17 protein-coding genes and 1 other RNA gene are annotated in these 22,257 nt (G+C 52.4%); all 18 read left to right on the plus strand.

From position 1 onward, the window contains the following. The first annotated feature begins 37 nt into the window (after positions 1 to 37). Positions 38 to 955, plus strand: coding sequence for an MBL fold metallo-hydrolase (locus tag OLM33_04340; GenBank protein MCW1712904.1), 918 nt, complete (start codon positions 38 to 40; stop codon positions 953 to 955). Next, entirely contained in the window at positions 942 to 3,815 is a 2,874-nt protein-coding gene (locus tag OLM33_04345) for a PD-(D/E)XK nuclease family protein (protein ID MCW1712905.1), read from the plus strand. Before OLM33_04340 ends, OLM33_04345 begins: the two co-directional genes overlap by 14 nt. After that, positions 3,805 to 7,428, plus strand: a complete 3,624-nt coding sequence (locus OLM33_04350; protein ID MCW1712906.1) for a UvrD-helicase domain-containing protein — start codon at positions 3,805 to 3,807, stop codon at positions 7,426 to 7,428. Before OLM33_04345 ends, OLM33_04350 begins: the two co-directional genes overlap by 11 nt. 173 nt (positions 7,429 to 7,601) lie before the next feature. Further along, the gene (locus OLM33_04355; GenBank protein ID MCW1712907.1) at positions 7,602 to 7,928 is read left to right on the plus strand and encodes a hypothetical protein; all 327 of its coding nucleotides are present in this window, start codon (positions 7,602 to 7,604) and stop codon (positions 7,926 to 7,928) included. Beyond that, complete coding sequence (locus tag OLM33_04360; protein ID MCW1712908.1) at positions 7,915 to 9,924, plus strand: V-type ATP synthase subunit I; 2,010 nt, start codon at positions 7,915 to 7,917, stop codon at positions 9,922 to 9,924. The genes OLM33_04355 and OLM33_04360 overlap by 14 nt, the downstream gene beginning before the upstream one ends. A 60-nt stretch (positions 9,925 to 9,984) precedes the next feature. Beyond that, positions 9,985 to 10,485 carry a V-type ATP synthase subunit K gene (locus tag OLM33_04365; GenBank protein MCW1712909.1) on the plus strand — a complete coding sequence of 167 codons (501 nt, stop codon included), beginning with the start codon at positions 9,985 to 9,987 and terminating at the stop codon, positions 10,483 to 10,485. A gap of 18 nt (positions 10,486 to 10,503) precedes the next feature. Beyond that, entirely contained in the window at positions 10,504 to 11,094 is a 591-nt protein-coding gene (locus OLM33_04370) for a V-type ATP synthase subunit E family protein (GenBank protein ID MCW1712910.1), read from the plus strand. Between the two features lie 13 nt (positions 11,095 to 11,107). After that, on the plus strand, positions 11,108 to 12,124 hold the full coding sequence (locus OLM33_04375) for a V-type ATPase subunit (protein ID MCW1712911.1): 1,017 nt from the start codon (positions 11,108 to 11,110) through the stop codon (positions 12,122 to 12,124). Beyond that, on the plus strand, positions 12,111 to 12,452 hold the full coding sequence (locus OLM33_04380) for a V-type ATP synthase subunit F (protein ID MCW1712912.1): 342 nt from the start codon (positions 12,111 to 12,113) through the stop codon (positions 12,450 to 12,452). Before OLM33_04375 ends, OLM33_04380 begins: the two co-directional genes overlap by 14 nt. A 20-nt stretch (positions 12,453 to 12,472) precedes the next feature. Next, positions 12,473 to 14,272 carry a V-type ATP synthase subunit A gene (locus tag OLM33_04385; GenBank protein ID MCW1712913.1) on the plus strand — a complete coding sequence of 600 codons (1,800 nt, stop codon included), beginning with the start codon at positions 12,473 to 12,475 and terminating at the stop codon, positions 14,270 to 14,272. Further along, the gene (locus OLM33_04390) at positions 14,262 to 15,680 is read left to right on the plus strand and encodes a V-type ATP synthase subunit B (protein MCW1712914.1); all 1,419 of its coding nucleotides are present in this window, start codon (positions 14,262 to 14,264) and stop codon (positions 15,678 to 15,680) included. The genes OLM33_04385 and OLM33_04390 overlap by 11 nt, the downstream gene beginning before the upstream one ends. Before the next feature lie 16 nt (positions 15,681 to 15,696). Then, positions 15,697 to 16,323, plus strand: a complete 627-nt coding sequence (locus tag OLM33_04395; GenBank protein ID MCW1712915.1) for a V-type ATP synthase subunit D — start codon at positions 15,697 to 15,699, stop codon at positions 16,321 to 16,323. Between the two features lie 159 nt (positions 16,324 to 16,482). Continuing rightward, positions 16,483 to 16,830, plus strand: an RNA gene (gene rnpB, locus OLM33_04400) — RNase P RNA component class A. Positions 16,831 to 17,131: 301 nt separating this feature from the next. Next, positions 17,132 to 17,557, plus strand: coding sequence for a division/cell wall cluster transcriptional repressor MraZ (mraZ, locus tag OLM33_04405; GenBank protein ID MCW1712916.1), 426 nt, complete (start codon positions 17,132 to 17,134; stop codon positions 17,555 to 17,557). Continuing rightward, positions 17,554 to 18,513 carry a 16S rRNA (cytosine(1402)-N(4))-methyltransferase RsmH gene (rsmH, locus tag OLM33_04410; protein ID MCW1712917.1) on the plus strand — a complete coding sequence of 320 codons (960 nt, stop codon included), beginning with the start codon at positions 17,554 to 17,556 and terminating at the stop codon, positions 18,511 to 18,513. Before mraZ ends, rsmH begins: the two co-directional genes overlap by 4 nt. Further along, positions 18,488 to 18,889 (plus strand): hypothetical protein, encoded by a 402-nt coding sequence (locus OLM33_04415; protein ID MCW1712918.1) that lies wholly within the window; start codon positions 18,488 to 18,490, stop codon positions 18,887 to 18,889. The genes rsmH and OLM33_04415 overlap by 26 nt, the downstream gene beginning before the upstream one ends. Beyond that, a complete protein-coding gene (locus tag OLM33_04420) occupies positions 18,876 to 20,591 on the plus strand; it encodes a penicillin-binding protein 2 (GenBank protein MCW1712919.1) in 1,716 nt (571 codons plus the stop codon). Before OLM33_04415 ends, OLM33_04420 begins: the two co-directional genes overlap by 14 nt. Before the next feature lie 91 nt (positions 20,592 to 20,682). Continuing rightward, positions 20,683 to 22,188 (plus strand): UDP-N-acetylmuramoyl-L-alanyl-D-glutamate--2,6-diaminopimelate ligase, encoded by a 1,506-nt coding sequence (locus tag OLM33_04425; protein ID MCW1712920.1) that lies wholly within the window; start codon positions 20,683 to 20,685, stop codon positions 22,186 to 22,188. Positions 22,189 to 22,257: the final 69 nt, after the last annotated feature.

Here is a 22,257-nt window from a genome sequence, read left to right on the forward strand (position 1 = left end):
ATTGCTCAGCTTAATGTTTAAAGAAGGGGAGATCTAATTGAACACAAAAGAGATAATCAAAGGACTTACCCAGATAGTCCTTCCTGTCCCGAGGGGCGGGTTTGAATCCTTTATAATCGGCTGGCACATCAACGACAAAAGCAGGGGAAGATCGATACTTATGGAGACAGGGCCTGCGGCCTCGGTCCCCCGACTTGCCGAAGACCTGAAGATGATCGGAGCCGGTGAGCCGGACTACCTGCTCTATACGCACGTACACCTTGACCATTCCGGGGGAGCGGGACAGTTTCACGAACTGTTCCCGGGCACGAAGATCATCGCCCCGCTCAAGGGACGCACGCACCTCATCGATCCGGCGAGACTGGTCCAAGCGAGCAGGGAGAACCTGGGCGACCTGTGCGATGTCTACGGGATGCCTCTTCCTCTTCCCGAAGATGCCCTTGCAGATCCGGACCTGGAGCTTGAAGGCCTTACGATCATCGATACACCGGGCCATGCGCCGCACCACAGCTCCTACCTCTACGACCTTGACGGAACAAGGATACTCTTCCCGGGGGAGGCCGCGGGATGCTATTTTGAGCTTGACGACGGGTCGATATTCATGAGGCCGGCGACTCCCCACAAATTCTATTATGAAACAGCGATGGCCTCGCTGCAAAAGCTGATCGATCTCGGTGATGTGGATCTGATCTGTTATCCTCATTCGGGCTGCAGCAGGGATCCTAAGGGGCTCCTTGAAATGGCGTCGGCTCAGATGGCCTTCTGGAAGGACATCATCTCGGCCCTTCCGGAAGAAGCAGGCACCGAAGAGGGCGTTGAAGCCCTGCTGAGGAACGATCCGGCACTTTCGCATATTGACAGGCTTCCCGAAAAGGACAGGGAGAGGGAGGCTTTTTTCCTTCGCCAGAGCGCAGACGGGTATCTGGGCTATGTGAGAAGAAATGCCGACAGTTGAGACATATTACAACATAACCGAAAAGCAGGAGAGACTTGCCGAGCTTTACAGAAAGCTTGGCAGCAAGGCTGTCTTTATCGTCCCATCCGGGCTTGACAGGGACAGCCTGCTTGCCCTCATTTCCGGGAAGGGATCATTCTTCGGGGCAAGGCCGGTCATCTGGACATGGAGCGACCTTTACAAGGAGGTCTCAGGGATAGCCCATGACAGGCCCAAACGTGTGATAGACCCGCCTGACCATGACCTGATAATCTCATACCTCCTCAACAGGTATCTGGGAGAAGAGAAAGACCGCAGAACAGATATGCCCGAAGGAGTCTTTCACAGCGGATTTTCCGAGGTCCTGGGAAATAATATCAAGGAGCTGCTGAGAGAAGACATAACCCCCGTTGACCTGAGGGAGAGGCTCTTTAATGAAGAGGGACCGCCGGAAACATCTCCGGGATACATACTTTTAAGGCTCTACTCCGACTATCTTGAATATCTTGATCAAAACAGAATTGCCGACAGCGCACAGACGCCTGCCCTGATAAGAGAGTGTCTGTGCAGTGAAGCGTCTGCGGGGGCCCTTTCAGGTCTTACCTTTATACTCGTCGGCTTCCTTACCTTCACCGGCGGACAGTTAAAGCTTGTAAAAAAACTACAGGAAATTGCTGAAACTGAATATTTACTGCCCGAAACAGGTCTTGACTCTCTGCATGACTCGATCCTGCAGGTCGGACTGGAATTCAAAGATAGGGCTCACTGGAAGTCAGATCTGCTCGAGCTGAAAGCTCCCGATCATCAGCTCCAGTTTGACGCGATAGCCAGGGAGACAGCACTCTGGGCACACGATAAGGGAGGTTTTTGCCGTCTTGGTAAGATGGCTGATTACGGCGACATTGGAATAATGGTGACCGCGCAGCACCTCTCCCTGATAGAAAATTCTCTTCAGAGGTATAAGATACCCTTTAATGTTCAGGTAAGAGGAACCGTTGCTGATACATTGATGGGTGAACTGCCTAAAATGATCTGGAATGCCTTCATTTCCGGCTGGGAGAGCGAAAAGACGGCATTCCTGCTTTCAAGCCCCCTTCTGAGATCTCCCGGCTTTGAATTATCGTCGGCTCTGTCTGCTTTTCCTGAGGGCAGCCGGTCCTGGAAGGCTCTCCTGAAAGGGAAGCCTCTGGATCTTTTTATAAGTCTGGAAAAGCTGTGCACCGATTTTTGCGAGGGAGGGACCCCCCCTCGGATACTTAAATTATGGCTTGATTTTATCAACAGTCTCGACCTTCTGAACGTATTGGGAACTCTTGTTGAGGATACGCCTAGCCTGGACGAAATTTTGAAGGACGTTTCTTCCTCTGTCAAAGAGCTGGAGAAAAAAATAGAAATACTTGAAGACATAAGCAAGGACATAGGACCTGCTTCGAGGGTGCAGATGAAAAGAGAGGATGCAGTCAGCTACATTTATGACTGGGGAAGGAGCGCCACTCTTCCGATACGGCTGCCGCAAAGCCGTTCCGTTACGGTATATGCCGGAATTCCTCCCGTTCTCACGACTCACAGGTACTGGATAATGACGGACGTGGACTACAATACATGGCCCGGAAAGCTTAGAGAATCACCCCTTTTTGATAACGAAAGCAAAAACAGGTTCAATAATAATATTCCAGCCGATGACGGCGGAGAAGGCGGACATTCGCATATTCCCGAACTCCACGAGGAAAGGGAGCAGAAGGAGGCGCTCTTCAGGAGGCTTATAGCAACTTCACTTGAAGGGACAGTCTTGTCACGCTCACTAACGGATAACAGCGGACGTCCCCTTGGTGCTTCGCAGTTTATGGTCCCGCTTATCCCCGCTCACGAGAAGGCGAAAACTCAGCAGCCTGACAGAAGCATTGAATATAAACCCTCTGATGCCATGCCGTCTGACGGAACATTATGGTTCTGCGGGGCAGAGATCCCCCTTTCCGCTGAAAAAAAAGACAGGGGAGTATTTCCAAGGAGCGGAGAAGGGGCATCCTCCGGCATTCTTACTGTTTCGTTGAGTAATATCGACGAGTGGAAGGAATGTCCGTACAGATACTGGTGCAGGAACAACATAAAACTTAAGGATCACAACAGGAAGCTTTTTGATCCGCTCAGGGCAGGCTTACTTATGCATGCCGTGTGGGAGCGTTCCTGGAGGGAATACCTTTCATCGCCAAGAAGTTTCAGCCTGCTTTCAAGAAATGAGTGGAAGAAGGCATCCTCTGACTATTATCCGGAACTGCTGGGGGACCCAAGGCTGGAGAGGCATGCAGACAGACTTATCAAGCAGATAGGTTCCGTAGCGGAACTTCTTGACAGGACTGAATCATCTGATGTGATAAAAAAACGCAGAAGAACCGAGCTTGAATACAAACTCCCGGAATACTCTGTGGATGGAGTGATATTTAGAGGACGCGCAGACAGGGTGGATTTTTACGACGATGGTTTTGTCGTTATCGACTACAAGTCCAACAGGTCAAATGACCACGCGAATGAACTTCAGCTGGCAGCCTACTCTCTGATAATCAGCAAAACATCGGGAGCGAAGCCCCTGGGTTATGGCTGGATAGGACACGGTGACGCATCATTCTATGGTTATTTCACATTCGATGCAATGAGCGATGCTTACCGCTCAACCAAGCCAAGAAAAAAAATTGAGGATCTTATCGACCTTGCTGAGAGTACGATGAAGGGAATGGCAGATTCAATAAATAAAGATATTTTCCCGGCAAAGTATGATTCCCTGATGTGCAGGTCCTGTGAATTATATGTCATATGCAGGAAAAGGGAAGGATACAGGGAAGATCCTGAGAATGGAGATGTCGGGGGGTATGGGGATGATTCCTGATACAACGGATCCTCTTTCCACAATGTTCGGAAACCTTGAAGGGCTCCCAGAGCAGCTGGAGGCGGTCACCAGCCTGACTCCGCTTACGGTGGTCAGCGCAGGTGCGGGCACGGGAAAGACCCAAACCCTTTCGCAGCGTTTTGCATGGCTGCTGGCCATGGACAGCGAATGCAGGGTCGATCAGATACTGGTCCTGACATTCACCGAAAAAGCGGCAAGGGAGATGCATTGCAGGATAAAAGAAACCCTGGTGGATTGGCACACCAAATCAGCAAAGGAGCTCCCGCATCTTTCAAAAAGCATACAGAGGATAGATGACGCATACATTTCAACGATCCACTCTTTTGCCATGAAGATCATAAGGGAGTCCGGCCTTGTCCTGAACATCGACCCAGGTGCATCGATAGTTTCAAAACCGGAGGAAGAGCTTTGGTGGAAGACATTTTCAGATATGATAAGCACGCTCTCTATTGGCAGGATCACGAAGGCAGTTCCCGAAAAATGGGCAGAGAGAGCGGCGGAACTTTTCAATGAAAAATATTTTAAAGATTTTGTGAATTACTACGGTCCGGAAAAACTGGCAGAAATATCAAGGAGCGCCTCTGAGAAACTGGGCAGCTTCGGCAGGACCCCCGATGATCTGTGGGAGCAATCGCCCGAAGAACTTCTTTGGGATGTCGGAAGCAAACAGGATATATTTGCAGATATATGGGATACATGGCAGGAGCGAGTATTCCCGGCCATAAGGAACGAGCTTAGGCAAAAACCGGGCAAGACACTGACAAGGCTTAGTGAGATAGAGCTTGAGTATTGCGGGGCCGGGCCTGACAGGGAAACCTGCATCAGGTTTGCACAGGTACTTCTTGATGAGGGATTATCCAACCTGCGGTCGTCCTCAATAAAAGCATCTATCGAAGATGTTCTGGGTGTCCCTTTGACGAAATGGCGGGAGGAGTACAAAAGGGGAGCGGCGATGGCCATGCCTCCTTCTGAAAGTGAAGTCATCCTCACAAGGCTTCTCTGCCGCACAGGCGCATTGGGATGGCAATGCTGGGAGTCCAGAAGACAAAAGGAGGGGTATCTGACAAACAATGACCTCATAAAATATGCAGGCGAAGTCTTAAGGAAAAACCCCGAATACGGAAATAAATTCAAGCACATTCTGGTGGACGAGTTCCAGGACACGGACACACTGCAGGACTTGCTGATCAAAGGAATTTGGAAAGGGGATGTCAACACCCTTTTCATCGTGGGAGACATTAAGCAGTCTATTTACCGTTTCCGGCATGCCGACCTGAAAATTTTCCGGGGATATATCAATGCCTCAAGGCAGCCTCAAGGAGACTGCTGCAGATACATAACGCTCGACAAAAGCTTCAGGACGACGGACAAGCTTGTCGGGGGGATCAACTCTGTATTTGGTTCGGTTTGGGCAGAAGGGATCGAAAAGGGTTCACCGATGGAATATGAGCCGCTGGCCTCTCCCTCGTCCGAAAAATGGTGGGAGGAGAGGATCTCACACCCGATCGAACCTGAATTTGAGGTTCTGATCTCAAAGCAAAAAAGAAGCTTTGATGAGGAGAAGAAAAAGTATGTCAAAAGAGAGAAAATATATGATGCAAGGGTAAGGCTCTACAGGGAACTGGCCTGCAGGATAAAAGAAATCCACGGATCAGGAAAATTGATATGGGACAAGAACAGGGCTCGCGGAGACAATTTCAGGACAGTCAAGTGGAGCGATTTCGCCCTTCTTGTCCCGAAAAGGACCCTTTATGAGGCAATTGAAGACGCATTCGAGTCTGAAAACATACCATACGTTCTCTGTACACGCAGGGATTACTTTACACGGGGTGAGATCGCGGATCTGGTAAATTTAATATCACTTTTGGCTGAACCGAAGGATCCGTCATACCTTGCCGGCTGGATCGCTTCCCCATTGAGCGGGATGTCTCCGGGCCTTGCAGAACGACTTCTTTCCGGATCACGCAGGCCGGGAAGCGGCGAAGATACTCTTGCTCTTTATGAAATAATAAGGAATGAACATCCCGGGATCACATCTTATCTGGAGGACCTGAAGTTAAAAGCCGAACTTCGCGGTGTTTCAGCCATGATAAGGGATCTGCTGTGTTCGCCGGAATTTCTGACCTCATACGAACCGGAGCAGAGATACCGCGTAAGGGCCAACATTTCATATATGGCCGAGATAGCCTCTGAATACGAGGCTTCGCAGGGACGTTCCCTGACGGGATGTGCCGAATATATGCGTTTTTCTGTAAAAGAATCAAAGCAGCAGGAGGAACCCGAGATCACAGACGAAGGTCATGACGCCGTGAATGTGCTCACAATACATTCAGCCAAGGGGCTGGAGTATCCCTTCGTTGCCCTCGGCGGGGCCGAAGAGGTGCCTAAAGGTACTTCTTCCATAGATGCCTCTGTCAGATATGGCATTGTTGCAAAACAGATCCCTGATTTCCTTCGTAATGCCGCGAACAAAATCGAGCTGACCGTTGCCGGACTGTGGCATGACGAAAATGAGACCGGGGCACTGCGGGAAGAGAATGAGCGTTTCTGGTATGTGGCTTCTACAAGGGCAAGGGACAAGCTTATCGTATGCGGACTTACAAAAACTGACAGCACGGACGGAGAGGAAATTCCTCCTGCGAAAGATAGTTTCCTCGGTATGATCGCCGCTTCACAGGATGCAGCCAGTCAATGGACATTGTGCTCAGGGGACTGGCCCCTATCTTCCATTGTCACACAAAAGAGAAGGGATAAAAACAAGGCAGAGCCTTTCATGCTCTGTCCCAAAGCAGTGTCGCCCGCGAAGCTTGCCAGGCTGTCGGCCTCTGCCTACGCAATGTTTTCCTGGTGTCCGGCGGCCTATAGGATCGCCTACAGACAGGGAAGGACGATGCAGTGGATGGCAAGGCCCGGGGAAGGTTCCGGAGGGTCGGAGTTTGGAAGCCTTGCCCACTGGGTGCTCTCCAAATGGGACTTCTCTCCCGGGACCTTGGATGAATGGCTGCCGGAAGAGAAGAAACACGCAGAAAGCGCGCTGAAAAAAGTGCCTTACGGGGTGAGGGGGGAATTCAGGTCGGCAGCTTCAAGGAATGAGATAAGGAGGATGCTGCTCGGGTATGCCATGAGTGACGAAGGAAGGCTTCTTTCTCTGCTAGCCTCGGGAAAATATCATGGAAAGCTTTCGAGGGAGACGCCCTTCAGAGTAAATGACGGGGACCTTCTGATGGTCGGGTCGACTGATATCTTCTGGGAGGAGGGGGAGCATATCGACCTCAGGGACTGGAAGACAACATCAGAGGAGGATGCCCCTGCCGCGTACTACGAGGAGCAGCTTAGGTTCTACGCCTACGCGATGCATGTCTACAGGAGGGAAAAGGGACTTCCTGAGAAAACGATAAGAATAGGCATAAATTATCTCAGAAGTCCGGAAAGGGAAAGAATAAGGGCGGAAATGTCCCCCGAAATGATCTCAGAAACAGGCCGCGATGTACATAGGGCCGCAGTATCAGCGCTCTTGGATTTTTTTGAGGCAAGGCCTGAAAGGTGTCCGGTGTGCCCGTGGCGGGATATTTGTTCAAAAAAACATATTTAGCGATGCTAAAAACTGCTAAAATAGAAATCAAGATTTAAAATATAACGAAATTATTACCCTGCCGTTTAATTTATTCTAATGTGTGAAAATTGACGCAATTGAACGCAGAGGTTAAAATCACCTGGTATGTGTCTGATATCAGGGTCCATGAATTACGGGAGGAGGTGAGGTTGTTGACAGAGAATTTGGCGCAGGAAATACGTGAACATGAGTCTATGGCAAAAGCTGTCATTGCTGACGCTAAGGCCGAGGCAGCCAAAATGATCGCATCTGCCCAGGCAGAGGCGGAACAGTCGATAAAAGACACCAGGCAGCAGTGCCACAGGCAGTGGCGCGAATCCGTGACCAACGCCGAGAAAGAGGCGGAAGTGAAGGCCGCGGAGATACTGGAAAAGGGCCGGACAGAGGCGCGGGAGTGCTATGAAAAGAAAAAAGCTGCCGCCGCCGAGGTGGCCGATTGGCTGGTGAAAGAGGTGATGACGACTTATGGCTCTTGCTGAGATGACCAAGGCGCGGATAGCTGTCCATAGATCTGTTGCGGATGAGCTTGTAGGGAAACTGCAGGCGCTGGGATGCTGCGAATTCACCGGAGAGAACAGCGGCGCGGTCGACAGCGCGTCGATGACCCACCTGAGGGCCAGGCAGCGCCACATAGACGAGCTTCTCAGCGATGTAAGGTTTACGGTGCGCCTTCTTGAACCCCTTGAAGTAAACAAAGGCAGCTCATTTGCCAGAATGTTGGGAGATGTCCCGACGATAGGGCTTTCCGAGCTTGAAGCCAAGGCAGACGAAGAGAGGTTCAGGACCTTTGTCGCCGACCTCAGGGAAAAGGAGAGAAGAGCTACTGAAACAAGGGCCGAGCTCTCCAGGCTGAAAGGCCTTCTTGCGCAGTCGATGCTGCTTAATTCCATCAAATATCCCCTGGAATTTTTTACGACCGGCACGGAATTTGTCGGCGGAGCCGTCTATACAGTCCCCAAAGCATCCGCGGCCGGGTTCGTTTCAAAGATCGGATCGGAGCTTGGAGATCTCGCCGAATATCAGAAACTTCCGGAAAACGATAAAGACACCGTCTCAACATTCGCAGTACTCTTCAGGAAATCCGACTTCGAAAAAGTGCAGGCTGCCGCATCAGAATTCTCTGCGGGAAGGGTCGACGTGCCGAAGGATTTCGCACTGACTGCCGAAGAGGAACGCAGCAGGCTCACCGCCGGGATCGAAAAGGCAGAGAAGGAAGAGGCCCTTCTGTGCGCCGATATGTCCTCCAGGGCCGATGAGGGGCTCGATATGGCCCGTTACTACGGCGACTACTGGAGCATCCTGAGCGACAGGATAGGTTCAATGATCTCCGGAGTACCCACGGAAGATGTATTCATCTGGTCTTTCTGGATGCCCAAAGAGTGTCTGGGGACAGTGGAGAATGCCCTCAGGCCCTACGAGGAGCTTACGGAGTTCTCGCTGATCGGACCAGATGAAGGTGAGCTGCCTCCGACCCTGCTGAAAAACCCGGGCTGGTCGTCCTCGATGGAACCGCTTACCCTGATGTACGGAACGCCCACTTACGGCGGAGTGGATCCGACGTCCCTGATGGCGCCGTTCTTCTTCCTGTTCCTCGGGATGTGTTTCGGCGATGCCGGGTACGGCCTGGTGCTGAGCGGAGTATTCGGTTACTTTATAGTCAGGCATCAGCTTCATCCCACGATGCGCAAATTTTTCATCATGATCACGATCGGCATGCTGTGCTCCGTCGTTTTTGGAGCTCTCACCGGCTCATGGTTCGGCGACAGCGTCACGGCGTTCACATTCCTGAGACCACTTGTCCCGCTGATGGGCGCGATGCAGTTCCTCGATCCGATGAACGATCCGATGACGCTGCTTACCATCTCGCTCGGACTGGGTTTTGTACAGGTGATCTTCGGCCTGCTGATAGCCTTCAAGAACAGCTGGAAGAACGGTGACTACACGGGAGCCCTCGCAGACAACGGCGGGTGGATCCTATTCCTGTGCGGTCTTCTCATGACGGGCCTTTCGGTTTCCGGCAAAATAGGCGGACCTGCGGGGGACCTTTCGAAGTATATAGCGATCGCCGGAGCGCTGGTCCTGGTCGCGACTCAGGGCAGGACGAAGACGGGCATCGCAGGTAAGCTCTTCTCGGGCATACTGAGCCTCTACAACGTTACGGGATATCTGGGAGACGTGCTGAGCTACAGCAGGCTTCTGGCCCTGGGACTTGGCTCCGCTGCAGTAGGCATGGTCATTAACCTGCTGGCGAAGCTGGTGGCGGGAACGCCCTATGTGGGCATCCTGCTCGCAGTGCTGATCTTTGTTCTCGGACATCTTTTCAGCATAGCTGTCAACCTTCTCGGTGCGTTCATACACTCCCTGAGGCTCCAGTATGTTGAGTTTTTCGGGAAATTTTACGACGCGAACGGGAGGGATTTTGCCCCGTTGCGCAACGTGACTACATTTGCGAGACTTTCAGAAGACAAACAATAATTTTTTAAATTACTAAAAATTCAAAACAGCATTTATCAACTGAGGAGGTAATGGTTCATTATGGAAACAATGCTAGCAACGATTTCCGAACAGCTGGGCCCTATGCTGGTAATACTCGGCGCAGCTCTGGCAGTAGGTTTTGCGGGGTCAGGATCCGCATGGGGAATTGGAATCGCCAATGAAGCCGCAGCCGGAATAATGACAGAAGATCCAAAGAAATTCGGCTACGCGCTGGTCCTGCTCGCGCTTCCCGGCACACAGGGCATTTACGGACTGCTTGTCGGAGTCCTCTCTCTTCAGAAGGCCGGGCTCCTCGGAGGGGGCGACGTTACCCTTACGGTCTGGCAGGGATTGGGGATCTGTTTTGCATGCCTTCCGGTAGCGATCTCCGGATTCTACTCGGCAATATGGCAGGGAAAGTCCTCAGCTGCTTCCATCCTGATGATATCCAAACGCCCGGAACAGATAGGCAAAGCTGTTATCCTTCCGGCAATGTGCGAAACTTATGCAGTCTTTGGGCTTCTTGTAAGTATCCTGATGCTCAACGGCATTAAGCTTTAAACAGAACGGGGGAAGACCATGTCTTTGGCCCAGATAACTGAAAAGATCAGAAGCGACGCACAGCGCGAGGCCGATGAAATACTGGCTAAGGCCAGGGCCAAGGCTGAGCTTATCGCACAGAGAGCGGGAGAGGAGATCGACTCAATAAGATCCGGCTTTATTCGCCGTTTTGAAGTTGAGCGTCCCGAGATTTTCCGTCGCCGTGAAATAGTTGCGAATCTGGATGTCAAAAGGATGATGCTTCAATCCAGCCGTGATCTGATACAGGATGTTTACGACCTCTCCCTTGAAAAGATGAGGATGATGGATAGGGATGATCAAGTAAAGCTCTGTGAGACGCTTCTTAAGAAAGCTATAAAAACAAAGGATGAGGAACTCGAAGTTTCAGGTGAAGAAAAATACCTGGATCAGGCCTGGCTTGACGGTTTCAACAGGGAAAACGGCACGAATATCGTTTTTTCCGAAAAGAAACCTGATATAGCCGGGGGATTCATACTCACAAGGGGCAGGATAAGCACGAACTGCTCATGGGACATGCTGATCCAGATAGCTCAGGAAAAGCAGGAATCCGACGTAGTCAAACGTTTGTTCCCGTCAGAAGCGGAATGAGGGAGGTGGGCTGATGTCAAGTCAAGGGGCTTATGGTTATGCCGTAGCGCGTATACGCGCGATGGAGCATCGCCTTCTTGATCCAGGAGTTCTGCAGAGAATGATCGATGCCGAAGATCTTGCGTCGATCCTCAAGATACTTGGAGAGACATCCTATTCCTCCGCGCTTGCTTCCCAGTCAGGCGGGTCTGACTTTGACAAGGTCCTCGAGTCCGACCTCCACAGCATATACGAAGAAGTCCGCGCCTTCGTCCCCGACAAAGGACTTGTCGATATCATGAGGCTGCATTATGACTTCCACAATGTGAAAGTGCTTTTGAAGAGCATGTTCAACGTCAGGACCGGAGGCAAAAAGAGATGGGACCTTCTCACCTCTCTCGGGTCCCAGCCGCTGGACGACATCATAGCCAACATCGAGTCGGAGGAATACAGGCTCCTTCCGTTCGGCCTCAACACGCTCATCCCGGTATGCATCACCGTCTGGGAACAGAGCAGGGACATTCTCGAGGTAGAGCGGCTGATAGACAAAAGGATGTTCGAAGTGATGCTTGAAAAGGCACATGAACTTGATATGCCCGGGATAGTAAGCTGGGTCCGCACAAGGATAGACGGAGAGAACATACGGACCCTGCTGAGGCTCAAAAGATTCGGCTACGACACTGCAGGCGCGCTGCCCTTTTTGCATGAAGGGGGCACGATAGATGCGGATATACTGGCATCGCTCATATCCGAACCATTTGAGACCTGGGGCAGGGCGGTCGAATTCTCCGATTTCGGGAAGGTGATAGGCGGGATAGACGCGTCAGGCGGATATTCAGACCTCATCCTCTCGCTTGAGAAGGTCCTTGACGACCATTATCTCAATAAAATAGGCACAGCCAGATACAGTCCGTCGGCTCCCGAAAACATACCGGCCTATCTTTGGGCTAAGGAAACCGAGATAAAAAATATAAGGGTGATCACGGTCTCCAAGAGGAACAAGGGCGACAAGGACCACCTAAGGAGGCTTATGCGCCATGGCTACGTCTGATAAGGGTTCTCCGATGGCTGCGGTCGGAAGCTATGACAGCATACTCCCGTTCAAGGCTATCGGCCTTGACGTAGTTGAGATAACAGACGAGAACAGGGATTCCCTCGGGCAGATCATGAACAGGTTTGCGCGTAAGGGATATGCGGCCCTCTTCATTGAGGAGGCCCTCTTCTCCGCATATCAGCAGGCCGTTGATGAGGTCAACGAAGCTACGGATATGTGCATAATACCGGTACCCAACCAGAGCGGATCCATGGGAGTCGGCCTCAGTTCGATCAGAAGGAATGTGGAGCGGGCTGTCGGCATGGATATCTTTGGTGTGAAATGATGAAAATGGAGGCGATGTGAGTGGCTACTCCTAATGCCATAGCAGGATTCATCGCAAAGATCTCCGGTCCGCTTGTAATTGCTAAAGGCATGGCCGGAGCCTGCATGTTCGACGTCGTAAGGGTCGGGAATGCGGGGCTTGTCGGTGAAATTATCGAACTTAAAGATGATACGGCTTCTGTGCAGGTATACGAAGAAACTTCGGGCCTCAGGCCGGGAGAGCCTGTCGTAAGCACAGGGGAACCCTTGAGCGTTGAACTTGCCCCGGGACTTATCGAAGAGTTTTTTGACGGCATCCAGCGTCCGCTGGAGAGCATCGAAAGGACCGCAGAAAGCCCCTACATCCTTCGCGGGATAAGCGTTCCGGCGGTGAGCAGGACTAAAAAATGGACTTTTGTTCCCTCGGTTGAAGCCGGAGCGGAGGTATCTCCCGGCGACTTCCTCGGTTCCGTTCAGGAGACGGTGCTTGTGGACCACAAAGTCATGGTGCCTCACGGACTGAAGGGCACGGTCAGGGAGATCAGGCAGGGCGAATTCACCGTTGAAGAAACTGTCGCGGTCATCACTGACGCAAAGGGCAAGGACCATGAGGTCTGCCTCCTTCAGAGGTGGCCTGTACGTAAGCCGCGTCCGGTCGTCAAGAGACTTCCGCCTGAGATCCCCCTCACTACGGGACAGAGGGTAGTAGACACCTTCTTTCCGATAGCAAGGGGCGGTACGGCATGCGTCCCCGGACCTTTCGGCTCCGGAAAGACGGTCATACAGCACCAGCTCGCGAAGTGGGCGGATGCAGAGATAGTCGTATACATCGGCTGCGGAGAGCGCGGCAATGAGATGACGGACGTCCTGCTTGAATTCCCGGAACTTGAGGACCCGCGTTCCGGACAGCCCTTGATGAAGAGGACTCTGCTTATAGCAAACACATCAAACATGCCTGTTGCCGCACGTGAAGCCTCGATATACACCGGGATAACGATAGCTGAATATTTCCGTGACATGGGTTACTCGGTGGCTCTCATGGCCGACTCGACGTCGCGCTGGGCTGAGGCTCTCCGTGAGATGTCCGGCCGCCTTGAGGAAATGCCCGGAGAAGAGGGTTACCCCGCATACCTCGGTACAAGGCTCGCTTCGTTCTATGAAAGGGCAGGAAGGGCCATCTGCTGCGGAAGCGACGGGAGGGAAGGGGCCGTTTCTGTAATAGGGGCCGTCTCACCTCCCGGAGGAGACCTTTCGGAACCGGTCACACAGAACACGCTGCGAGTCACCAAGGTCTTCTGGGGCCTTGACGCACAGCTTGCCTACCAGAGGCACTTTCCGGCAATCAACTGGCTTTCGAGCTATTCGCTCTATGCCCATACAATGGGAGAGCACTGGGATGCCATATATGACGGCGAGTGGAGCGGATACAGAACGGAAGCCATGAGCCTTCTTGAAGATGAGGACAAGCTTAAGGAAATAGTACGCCTGGTCGGCATCGATGCCCTGTCCAAGGAGGAGAGGATGGTCCTTGAGACCTCAAAGTCGATAAGGGAAGATTTCCTTCACCAGAACTCATTCCACGAGATAGACACATACGCATCGATGGACAAGCAGTTCAAGATGCTAAGGAACATCCTTGCCTTCCATCACCTCGGGATGCAGGTGCTTAGCCGCGGAGGGCTGCTGCACTCCGTAATAGACCTTCCCATCAGGGAAGAGATCGCACGCATGAGATACACCGAAGAGAATGAGCTAAACAAGCTTGACGCTCTTGAGACCGCAATTAAGACCGAACTTGGAAAACTAAGCGCTGCCGGAGGTGGTATTGATGATGTTGCCTAAGGAGTACAGAACGATCTCCAACCTTTCCGGCCCGCTTATGATGGTTGATAAGATCGAGGATGTCAGCTACGACGAACTGGCAGAGATACGTCTCGGCTCAGGCGAGCGCAGGCGCGGAAGGGTGCTCGAAATATCTGAAAACAAAGCCCTTGTCCAGGTCTACGAAGGAAGCACCGGAATCGACGTCAACACAACACAGATCAGGTTCCTCGGCGATGTCCTGAAGCTGCCTGTGTCAAAAGATATGCTGGGAAGGATATTCAACGGAAGGGGAGACCCGATAGACGGCGGCGCCCCCATAATCCCGGATGCCTACCTGGACGTCAACGGCAACCCGATGAACCCATATTCCCGAGACTACCCCTCTGAGTTCATTCAGACAGGTATTTCGACTATTGATGGAATGAACCCGCTTGTCAGGGGCCAGAAACTGCCCATATTCTCCGGAAGCGGCATGCCCCACAACCACATGGCCGCACAGATCGCCCGCCAGGCAACCGTCATCAGCGGACACGCAAACTTTGCCGTTGTGTTCGCCGCCATGGGCATTACATTTGAAGAGGCATCCTTCTTTATGGAGGACTTCAGGAAGACCGGAGCCCTCGAACGCACAGTCATGTTCGTCAACCTTGCGGACGACCCGGCGATAGAGCGCATCTCGACCCCGCGCCTTGCCCTTACGGCTGCTGAGTACCTGGCATTCGAACAGGACATGCACGTTCTTGTAATACTGACGGACCTTACGAACTACTGCGAAGCGCTCCGCGAGATCTCGGCAGCGCGTAAGGAAGTCCCCGGCCGACGCGGCTATCCCGGATACCTCTATACTGACCTTGCGACCATGTATGAGCGGGCCGGCAGACTTCGCGGCAAAAACGGATCCATCACACAGCTCCCGATACTGACAATGCCGGAAGACGACAAGACCCACCCGATCCCGGACCTGACGGGATACATCACCGAGGGTCAGATAATCCTGGCGAGGGGACTCCACCGCAAGGGCATCTATCCGCCTGTCGACGTCATGCCGTCGCTCTCCCGACTGAAGGACAAGGGCATTGGAAAGGGCAAGACCCGCGAAGACCACGCAGACCTGATGAACCAGCTCTTTGCCGCGTACTCCAGAGGCAAGGAGGCAAAGGAGCTCGCAGTCATACTCGGAGAGGGAGCTCTTTCTGAAGAAGACAAGGCATTTGCCAGGTTCGCGGACCTCTTCGAGGACAAATATGTACGTCAGGGAGAGTATGAGAACAGGACAGTGGAGGAGACGCTCCTTCTGGGATGGGAACTTCTCACGATCGTTCCTACAAAGGAACTCAAGCGAGTAAGGGACGAGTACATCGAAAAGTATCTGAAGCCGCTCTTCGAAGCCCAAAAAGACGAGACGCTTGAGACCAAAGAAGCATAGGAAGGGGTGACCTCTTATGGCGAAGGCGCTGAACGTCAACCCCAACCGGATGGAGCTTTCAAAGCTCAAGAGACAGCTTGTCGTAGCCAAGAGGGGGCACAAGCTGCTGAAAGACAAGCAGGACGCACTTGTTAAGGCGTTTCTCGAGAAGGCGAGATCTGTCTGGGAGCTTAGGCAGGAGATCGAAAAAGAGATCGGTTCATGCTATGCGGGCTTTCTTCTCGCAAGGGCCCAGACATTGCCTGAAATGCTCGAGCAGACTCTCATGAATGCCGGCGGCGACATGAGAGTAAAGGTCAAGTTCGTTAACCTGATGAGCGTGCGCGCCCCTTCATTTGAACTGCCTGAACAGAAAGTGGAACTGAGCTACGGTCTGGGAACATCCCCCGGAAGCCTTGACATCGCACTGGAACAATTTTTGAAGCTCATGCCAAGGCTCGTCAGGCTTGCCGCGGAGGAAAAGGCCCTGAAGTCGATGGCACTTGAGATAGAGAGGACAAGGAGAAGGGTAAACGCGCTGGAGCATGTAATGATCCCTTCGTTTGCCGAGACCATCCACTCCATCTCGATGAAGCTGGAAGAAATGGAGCGGTCGACCCTCTCAAGGCTGATGGTAATAAAGGAGATCGTCCGCTCCCACTAGGATATTTTTTATGACAACTGAACGGCGGACCCAAACCGAAGTTATTGTAAGTGAAAATTCGGTTTGGCGTCCGCTATATTTTTGTCTTTTGATTTGAGACCCTGAGTGATTTGGCGTGATCTCGGAAAGTTCAGTTAAAAATCTGTTATACTGGAGAAGGGAGTACGAGATCCGGCCGCCGGCGCTATGCGCGGGAGGAAAGTCCGGGCTCCGCAGGGCAGGATGCAGGAGAAGATCCTGCGAGTGCGAACTCAGGGAAAGTGCCACAGAGAGATACCGCCGGTGAAAACCGGTAAGGGTGAAAAGGCGGGGTAAGAGCCCACCGGCCGAAAGGGCGACCTTCGGGCCAGGCAAACCCCATCCGGAGCAAGGTCGAATAGGGGAGGACGAGGCTGCCCGCTGACTCCCGGGTACGACCGCTTAAGTCCGTCTGCAAGGGCGGAATTAGATAAATGGCCGGAAAGGACTCGGTCCTTTACAAAACCCGGCTTATTGAGTGCTCCCCATAAAGAGGCGCAACTGGTCTTTTAGGCCTGTCGCGCCTCTTTATATTTTAACAAAATATTAAAATATAGTTAAAAACATAATGTTTGACTAATTTTTCTGTATGCATACACAGAGGATGCAATATGATTTTATATAAAAACAAGGCTAACAAAACGCTGTCATAGTCACGGAAATTCAATATTTTGAGCCTCTAGACCTAATTTTGTTTATAGGATTAAATTTAAAGGTATTGCTTTGTAATATCATTGGGTATAATGTGGGACAAAGTGGTAGAAAGTGGAGCAAAGTGGGTGAATAGTACATGCTGGTGGGGAGCTACAACCACAAACTGGACAGTAAAGGCAGGACGGTATTGCCCTCCCGATTCAGAGGAGAGCTTAGTTCGTCCGTTGTTGCCACCATCGGCATAGACCGCTGTATCGCACTCTACCCGGTAAGCAGATGGGAAGAACTTATATTGAAACTCAAAGATCTTTCCTCCTTCAAGAAAAAGACCCGCGATTTCAGGAGAGTGCTCCTTTCAATGGCGACAGAGCTTGAAATAGACGGTTCGGGGAGGGTCCTTTTTCCTTCGGCGCTGAGAGAGTACGCGGGGATCGATCAGGAGGTCACCCTCATCGGACTCGAAGATCATCTCGAGGTTTGGGACAGCTCCAGGTGGGAGGAACAGCGCAGCGGCGTACTTATGGATTTCAGCGACCTGGCTGAGGATCTCGAGGGAATATGAAAGAACATGTCCCGGTAATGGTGAATGAGGTGCTTGAAGCACTCAGGCCATGGGAAGAAGTCGGGACGACCGTAGACGCGACACTGGGGCTGGGCGGACACAGCGGATATATCATGGAGAAGTGCATCAATGCTTACGTTATAGGCTTCGATCAGGATCCGTTTGCAAGAGAGGCGGCAAGCGTGAACCTCTCCCGCTATCGGGGAAGGTTTGAAATAACCGCCGACAACTTCAGGCACATTGAAAAACTTACGGACAGGCCGGGATGGACCGGCGCCTCGGCAGTTCTCTTCGACCTCGGCGTTTCAAACATGCAGATCACTGAGCCGGAGAGAGGTTTTTCGTTTCAGGAATCGGGCCCCCTCGACATGAGGATGGATGCCTCCGAAAAGACGAACAGCAGGATGACGGCGAAAGAAATACTGGACAGAGGTTCTGTGAAGGAACTGACCGGGATCTTCAGGAAATACGGCGAAGAGGAGCATGCGTACCGCATCGCCCTGGGAATAGTAAGAAAGAGAGAAGCCGGGGAATTTTTGGAAACTACCGGAGACCTAGTTCAGCTGATAAGAGAGATATTGCCGGCTCCGGTACAGAGAAAAATGGGCGGGCATCCGGCAAGAAAGGTATTCCAGGCACTCAGGATCGCGGTAAACGATGAGATGGATGCGCTTGAAGAGGCATTGGACGGCGCCCTTAAAGTGATAAGGCCTGGCGGGAAGATATTGGCGATATCCTACCACTCACTTGAGGACAGGATAGTCAAAACAAGGTTCAGGAAGTGGGAAGAGCAGGGATTGGGACGGTCAAGTCCGAGGAAGGCGATAACTCCCTCCGAAAACGAGATCGAAAGCAACAATAAATCAAGAAGCGCCAAACTGAGGATATTTGGATCTGAGACAGGAATTTCAGGGAAAGGAGACAAGGCCGATGCAATACACAGAATGCCGACATGAAGCTGAAAGGCCTCACTCATCGCTTTTCGTGATATGTTTTTTATTCGTCTTTATCTGCGCAGCCGCTCTGGGAACTCTTAGGCTGTACGGACTTTACCTTGAACACCGAATTTCCGAAACAGCAGGCAGGATCGAGGCATGCAGGGAAAATAACCTTGAAATGTCAAAAAAATATTCGGAGCTCCTGTCTCCGGCAAGGATATACAGTTACGCACGCGAAGAGCTCGGTATGGTAAACGCTGAGAACATAAGGGTCGTCAAGGTGGAAAATTCGGACGTTCTCACCGCGCAGGCTGTGGTATATCCGACGGAAGAGGAGATAGGCTTCCTGGATTACATCAATCCTTTTGTAAGGAAGGCACATGCCAAGAATTAAGAAAAACGAGCCTGAATGCATCAGGCGCTCAAAGTCTGTATGGGGGGCTGTATATGTCGCACTCGCAGTCCTCGCGGCCGGTACGGCATGGATACAGCTAAACCCCGACATCCGGGTAGTAAGGCAGTCGCAGAAACAATACTGGGCCAGCGTGGCAGTCAGCGCCTCCAGGGGGGAGATCATAGACCGTAACGGGATCCCGCTTGCAGTCTCTGTACCTGCCACGAGTTTTTTTATCGACCCCAAGTATTGGGATCCCAAAAGCGCGGATCTGCTGACCGGACCTTTTGGTGAAAGTACCGCAAAGAAATTCCGGAGGGGGTTGACCGGCCGCTTCCACTGGGTAGCGCGAAACGTCCCAAAGGAAAAGGCTGATTCGCTTTTCAAGAACGAAATACCGGGGCTTTACACCATCAGCGAGAGGATAAGGGTATATCCGCACGGAGAACTGGCCTCCCACGTGCTCGGCTTTTGTGATATCGACGACTATGGGCAGGCAGGAGTAGAGCTTGCATGGAACCATATTCTTTACTCCCCCCCACGGACAAGGTTTCTGACGAGGGATTCAAAGGGCAAGACTCTGGACATCATGGGCGGAAAATCCGGGGTCCTGAAAAACACCTCCGGAACGATAAAACTTACTCTTGACTCCCGCATCCAACAGATCATGGAATGGCGCCTGAGCGAGGGCGCCAAATCGGCAAACGCCTCGTGGGGCGCAGGAGTGTGCGTGGACCCTCTCACGGGCGAGATACTTGCCCTTGCAAGCTATCCGTCGCTGGATCCGAACGACAGGACGAACCTCAAGGATCAGGATGCCGTAAGGAATAATGTAGTGGGCCGAGTATTTGAACCTGGATCCATCTTCAAACCGATCACTATGTCGATAGCTATTGAAACGGCAGCCGCAAACAAGAACAGCCATTATAACTGCAGGGGCACCATGAAGCTGGCGGACAAGACCATGAGCGATGTAAACAAAAAAGCGCACGGAATGCAGGATCTGACTCATGTATTGATGAACTCCTGCAACATAGGCATGAGTCTGATGTCGATGGGCGTACCTCGGCATCAGGCGTACGGTATGCTCAGACAATTCGGCTTCGGGGAGAAGACCGAGGTCGAGCTTGCGGGAGAGGAATCAGGTCTCATAAAGTCACCCGAAGAGTGGCTCGGTACTGTTCCTGCCAACATTTTCATCGGGCAGGGGATCGCGGTCACACCTCTGCAGGCTGTAATGGCGATAGGGAGCATAGCAAACGGCGGATCGCTTCTGAAGCCGTACCTGATAGCAGAGGTGCTGGACACCGACAGAAAAGTGATCCACAAGGGAGGAAGAAGGGTCCGCTACCAGGTAATGTCTCCGGCCACCTCCGAGTTCATGAGAGCGGCAATGAAGAGAGTAGTCAGTGAAGGCGGAGGAAAAATGGCTTATTCACCTAAAGTATCGATTGCAGGGAAGACGGGAACTGCCCAAATAGCTGCGGCTGGGGAGTATTCGAAGGGGCATTACGTGGCATCCTTCGTCGGGTTCTGGCCGGAAGAGAAGCCCAGGTATGTGATGATGATCAGCCTTGGAGAACCTAAGGGAGCCAGGTACTACGGCGGACAGATCGCAGCGCCGATCTTTAAGTCGATCGCGGAGGACATCATGCAGATATCCCCTTCGGGAAACGGTCCGATGAGGACGAAAGCAAACTGAGCGGCAGCGGCGGATCCTGAAAAATTGACTTCTTGACCTATCGAACATACCGGCACTAAAATTGCCCTTTGGATCTGATGGAGGTGTTTATATGAAGTTAAGCTCTCTGTTCTCTTTGCTGGAAAAAAGCCCTCTGGATATCACGATCCATGACGCAGGCGACTGCGGACGGGCTGATCAGACCGAGGTCTGCGAACTGGTCTCGGACAGCAGGAAAGTCAGGCCGGGGTCGATATTTGCCTGTGTGGAGGGCGAACACTCCGACGGACATGACTTCGCTCAGTCGGCTGTTTCTTCCGGCGCTTCCCTCCTGATTTGCGGACATCCCCTGAATATCGGCATCCCGCAGCTGATCTGCGGCGATGTCAGAAGGAACATGGGCAGGGTGGCCTCTGTCCTTTACGGGGAACCGTCCTCGAGGCTTACAATGATAGGTATCACCGGCACCAACGGGAAGACCACATCCGCATTCATGACGAAGTCCATACTTGAAAGCTCAGGCATCAAAACCGGCCTTTTGGGTACGGTCCGATGCGACGACGGTGTGGACAAAGAGGATGCGGAACATACCACTCCCGAGGGATCCGACCTGCAGCTGTGGCTTCACAGAATGGTCCGGAACGGATGCGGCGCCTGTGTGATGGAGGCTTCTTCACATGCGATATGCCAGGGAAGGATCGACGGAGTCCTTTTTGACAGGGCCGGATTTACAAACCTTACAGTGGATCACCTTAACTACCATGCGGATATGGAGTCGTACTTCGAGGTAAAAAGAAGGCTTTTTAACGGCTATATGAGGGGCGAGCGCCGTGCGGCGGTAAACCTTGACGACCCCTACGGAGCGCTTCTGCACAGGGAACTTGGCGAAAGGTCCGTCGGCTACAGCCTTTCAGACAGGAATGCGGATTTCTTTGCCGAGGTAAAGCAGGCATCCGCAGAGGGAACGGATGTTGAGATAACCATGCCGGGCTGCGGTATCCCGATCGGAGCCAGGCTTCCGCTTCTCGGAATATACAATGTGATGAATGCGCTCCAGGCGCTGTCGCTCTCATGGACGTCCGGAACAGAGACAGAGGCGGCTCTTGACGGTCTTTCGAAGATGAGACAGGTGCCCGGCCGCCTTGAAAGGTATATCATCGAAGGAAGCGGGACGTGTGTGATAGATTTTGCGCATAACCCCGACGGACTTGAAAAGATACTCACAGCTCTGAGGTCGGTTTGTGAGGGCAGGCTGACCGTCATATTCGGCGCAAGCGGCGAGAGCGACAAAAGTAAGCGGCCGCTTATGGGAGAGACTGCGTCGCGCCTGGCAGACCACGTGATAATCAGCTCCGACAACCCCAAAAGCGAGGATCCCCGGATGATCGCCGAAGAAATACTGAGCGGAGCGAAACGATACAGCGCTGCATGTACGGTGATGGTCGACAGGGAAGAGGCAGTCGGGTATGGACTTGATATGCTCTCGCCCGGAGATATCCTCGTGCTTGCAGGCAAAGGGCCGGAGACTTCCCAGATCCTGAAGGAGGGGCCTGTCCCATATTCCGACAAGGATACCCTTATGGGTTGGTGCACAAGGAAGGGCAAGGTCATCAGGTGATCCCGGAACGAAGCGCAGGACGGGAGACATTTAAAAAGATTCAGAACAGACCAGCATACGGGGGTGTTT

It is taken from the genome of Synergistaceae bacterium DZ-S4 (assembly GCA_025943965.1).
GTDB lineage: Bacteria > Synergistota > Synergistia > Synergistales > Synergistaceae > Caenicola > Caenicola nitritireducens.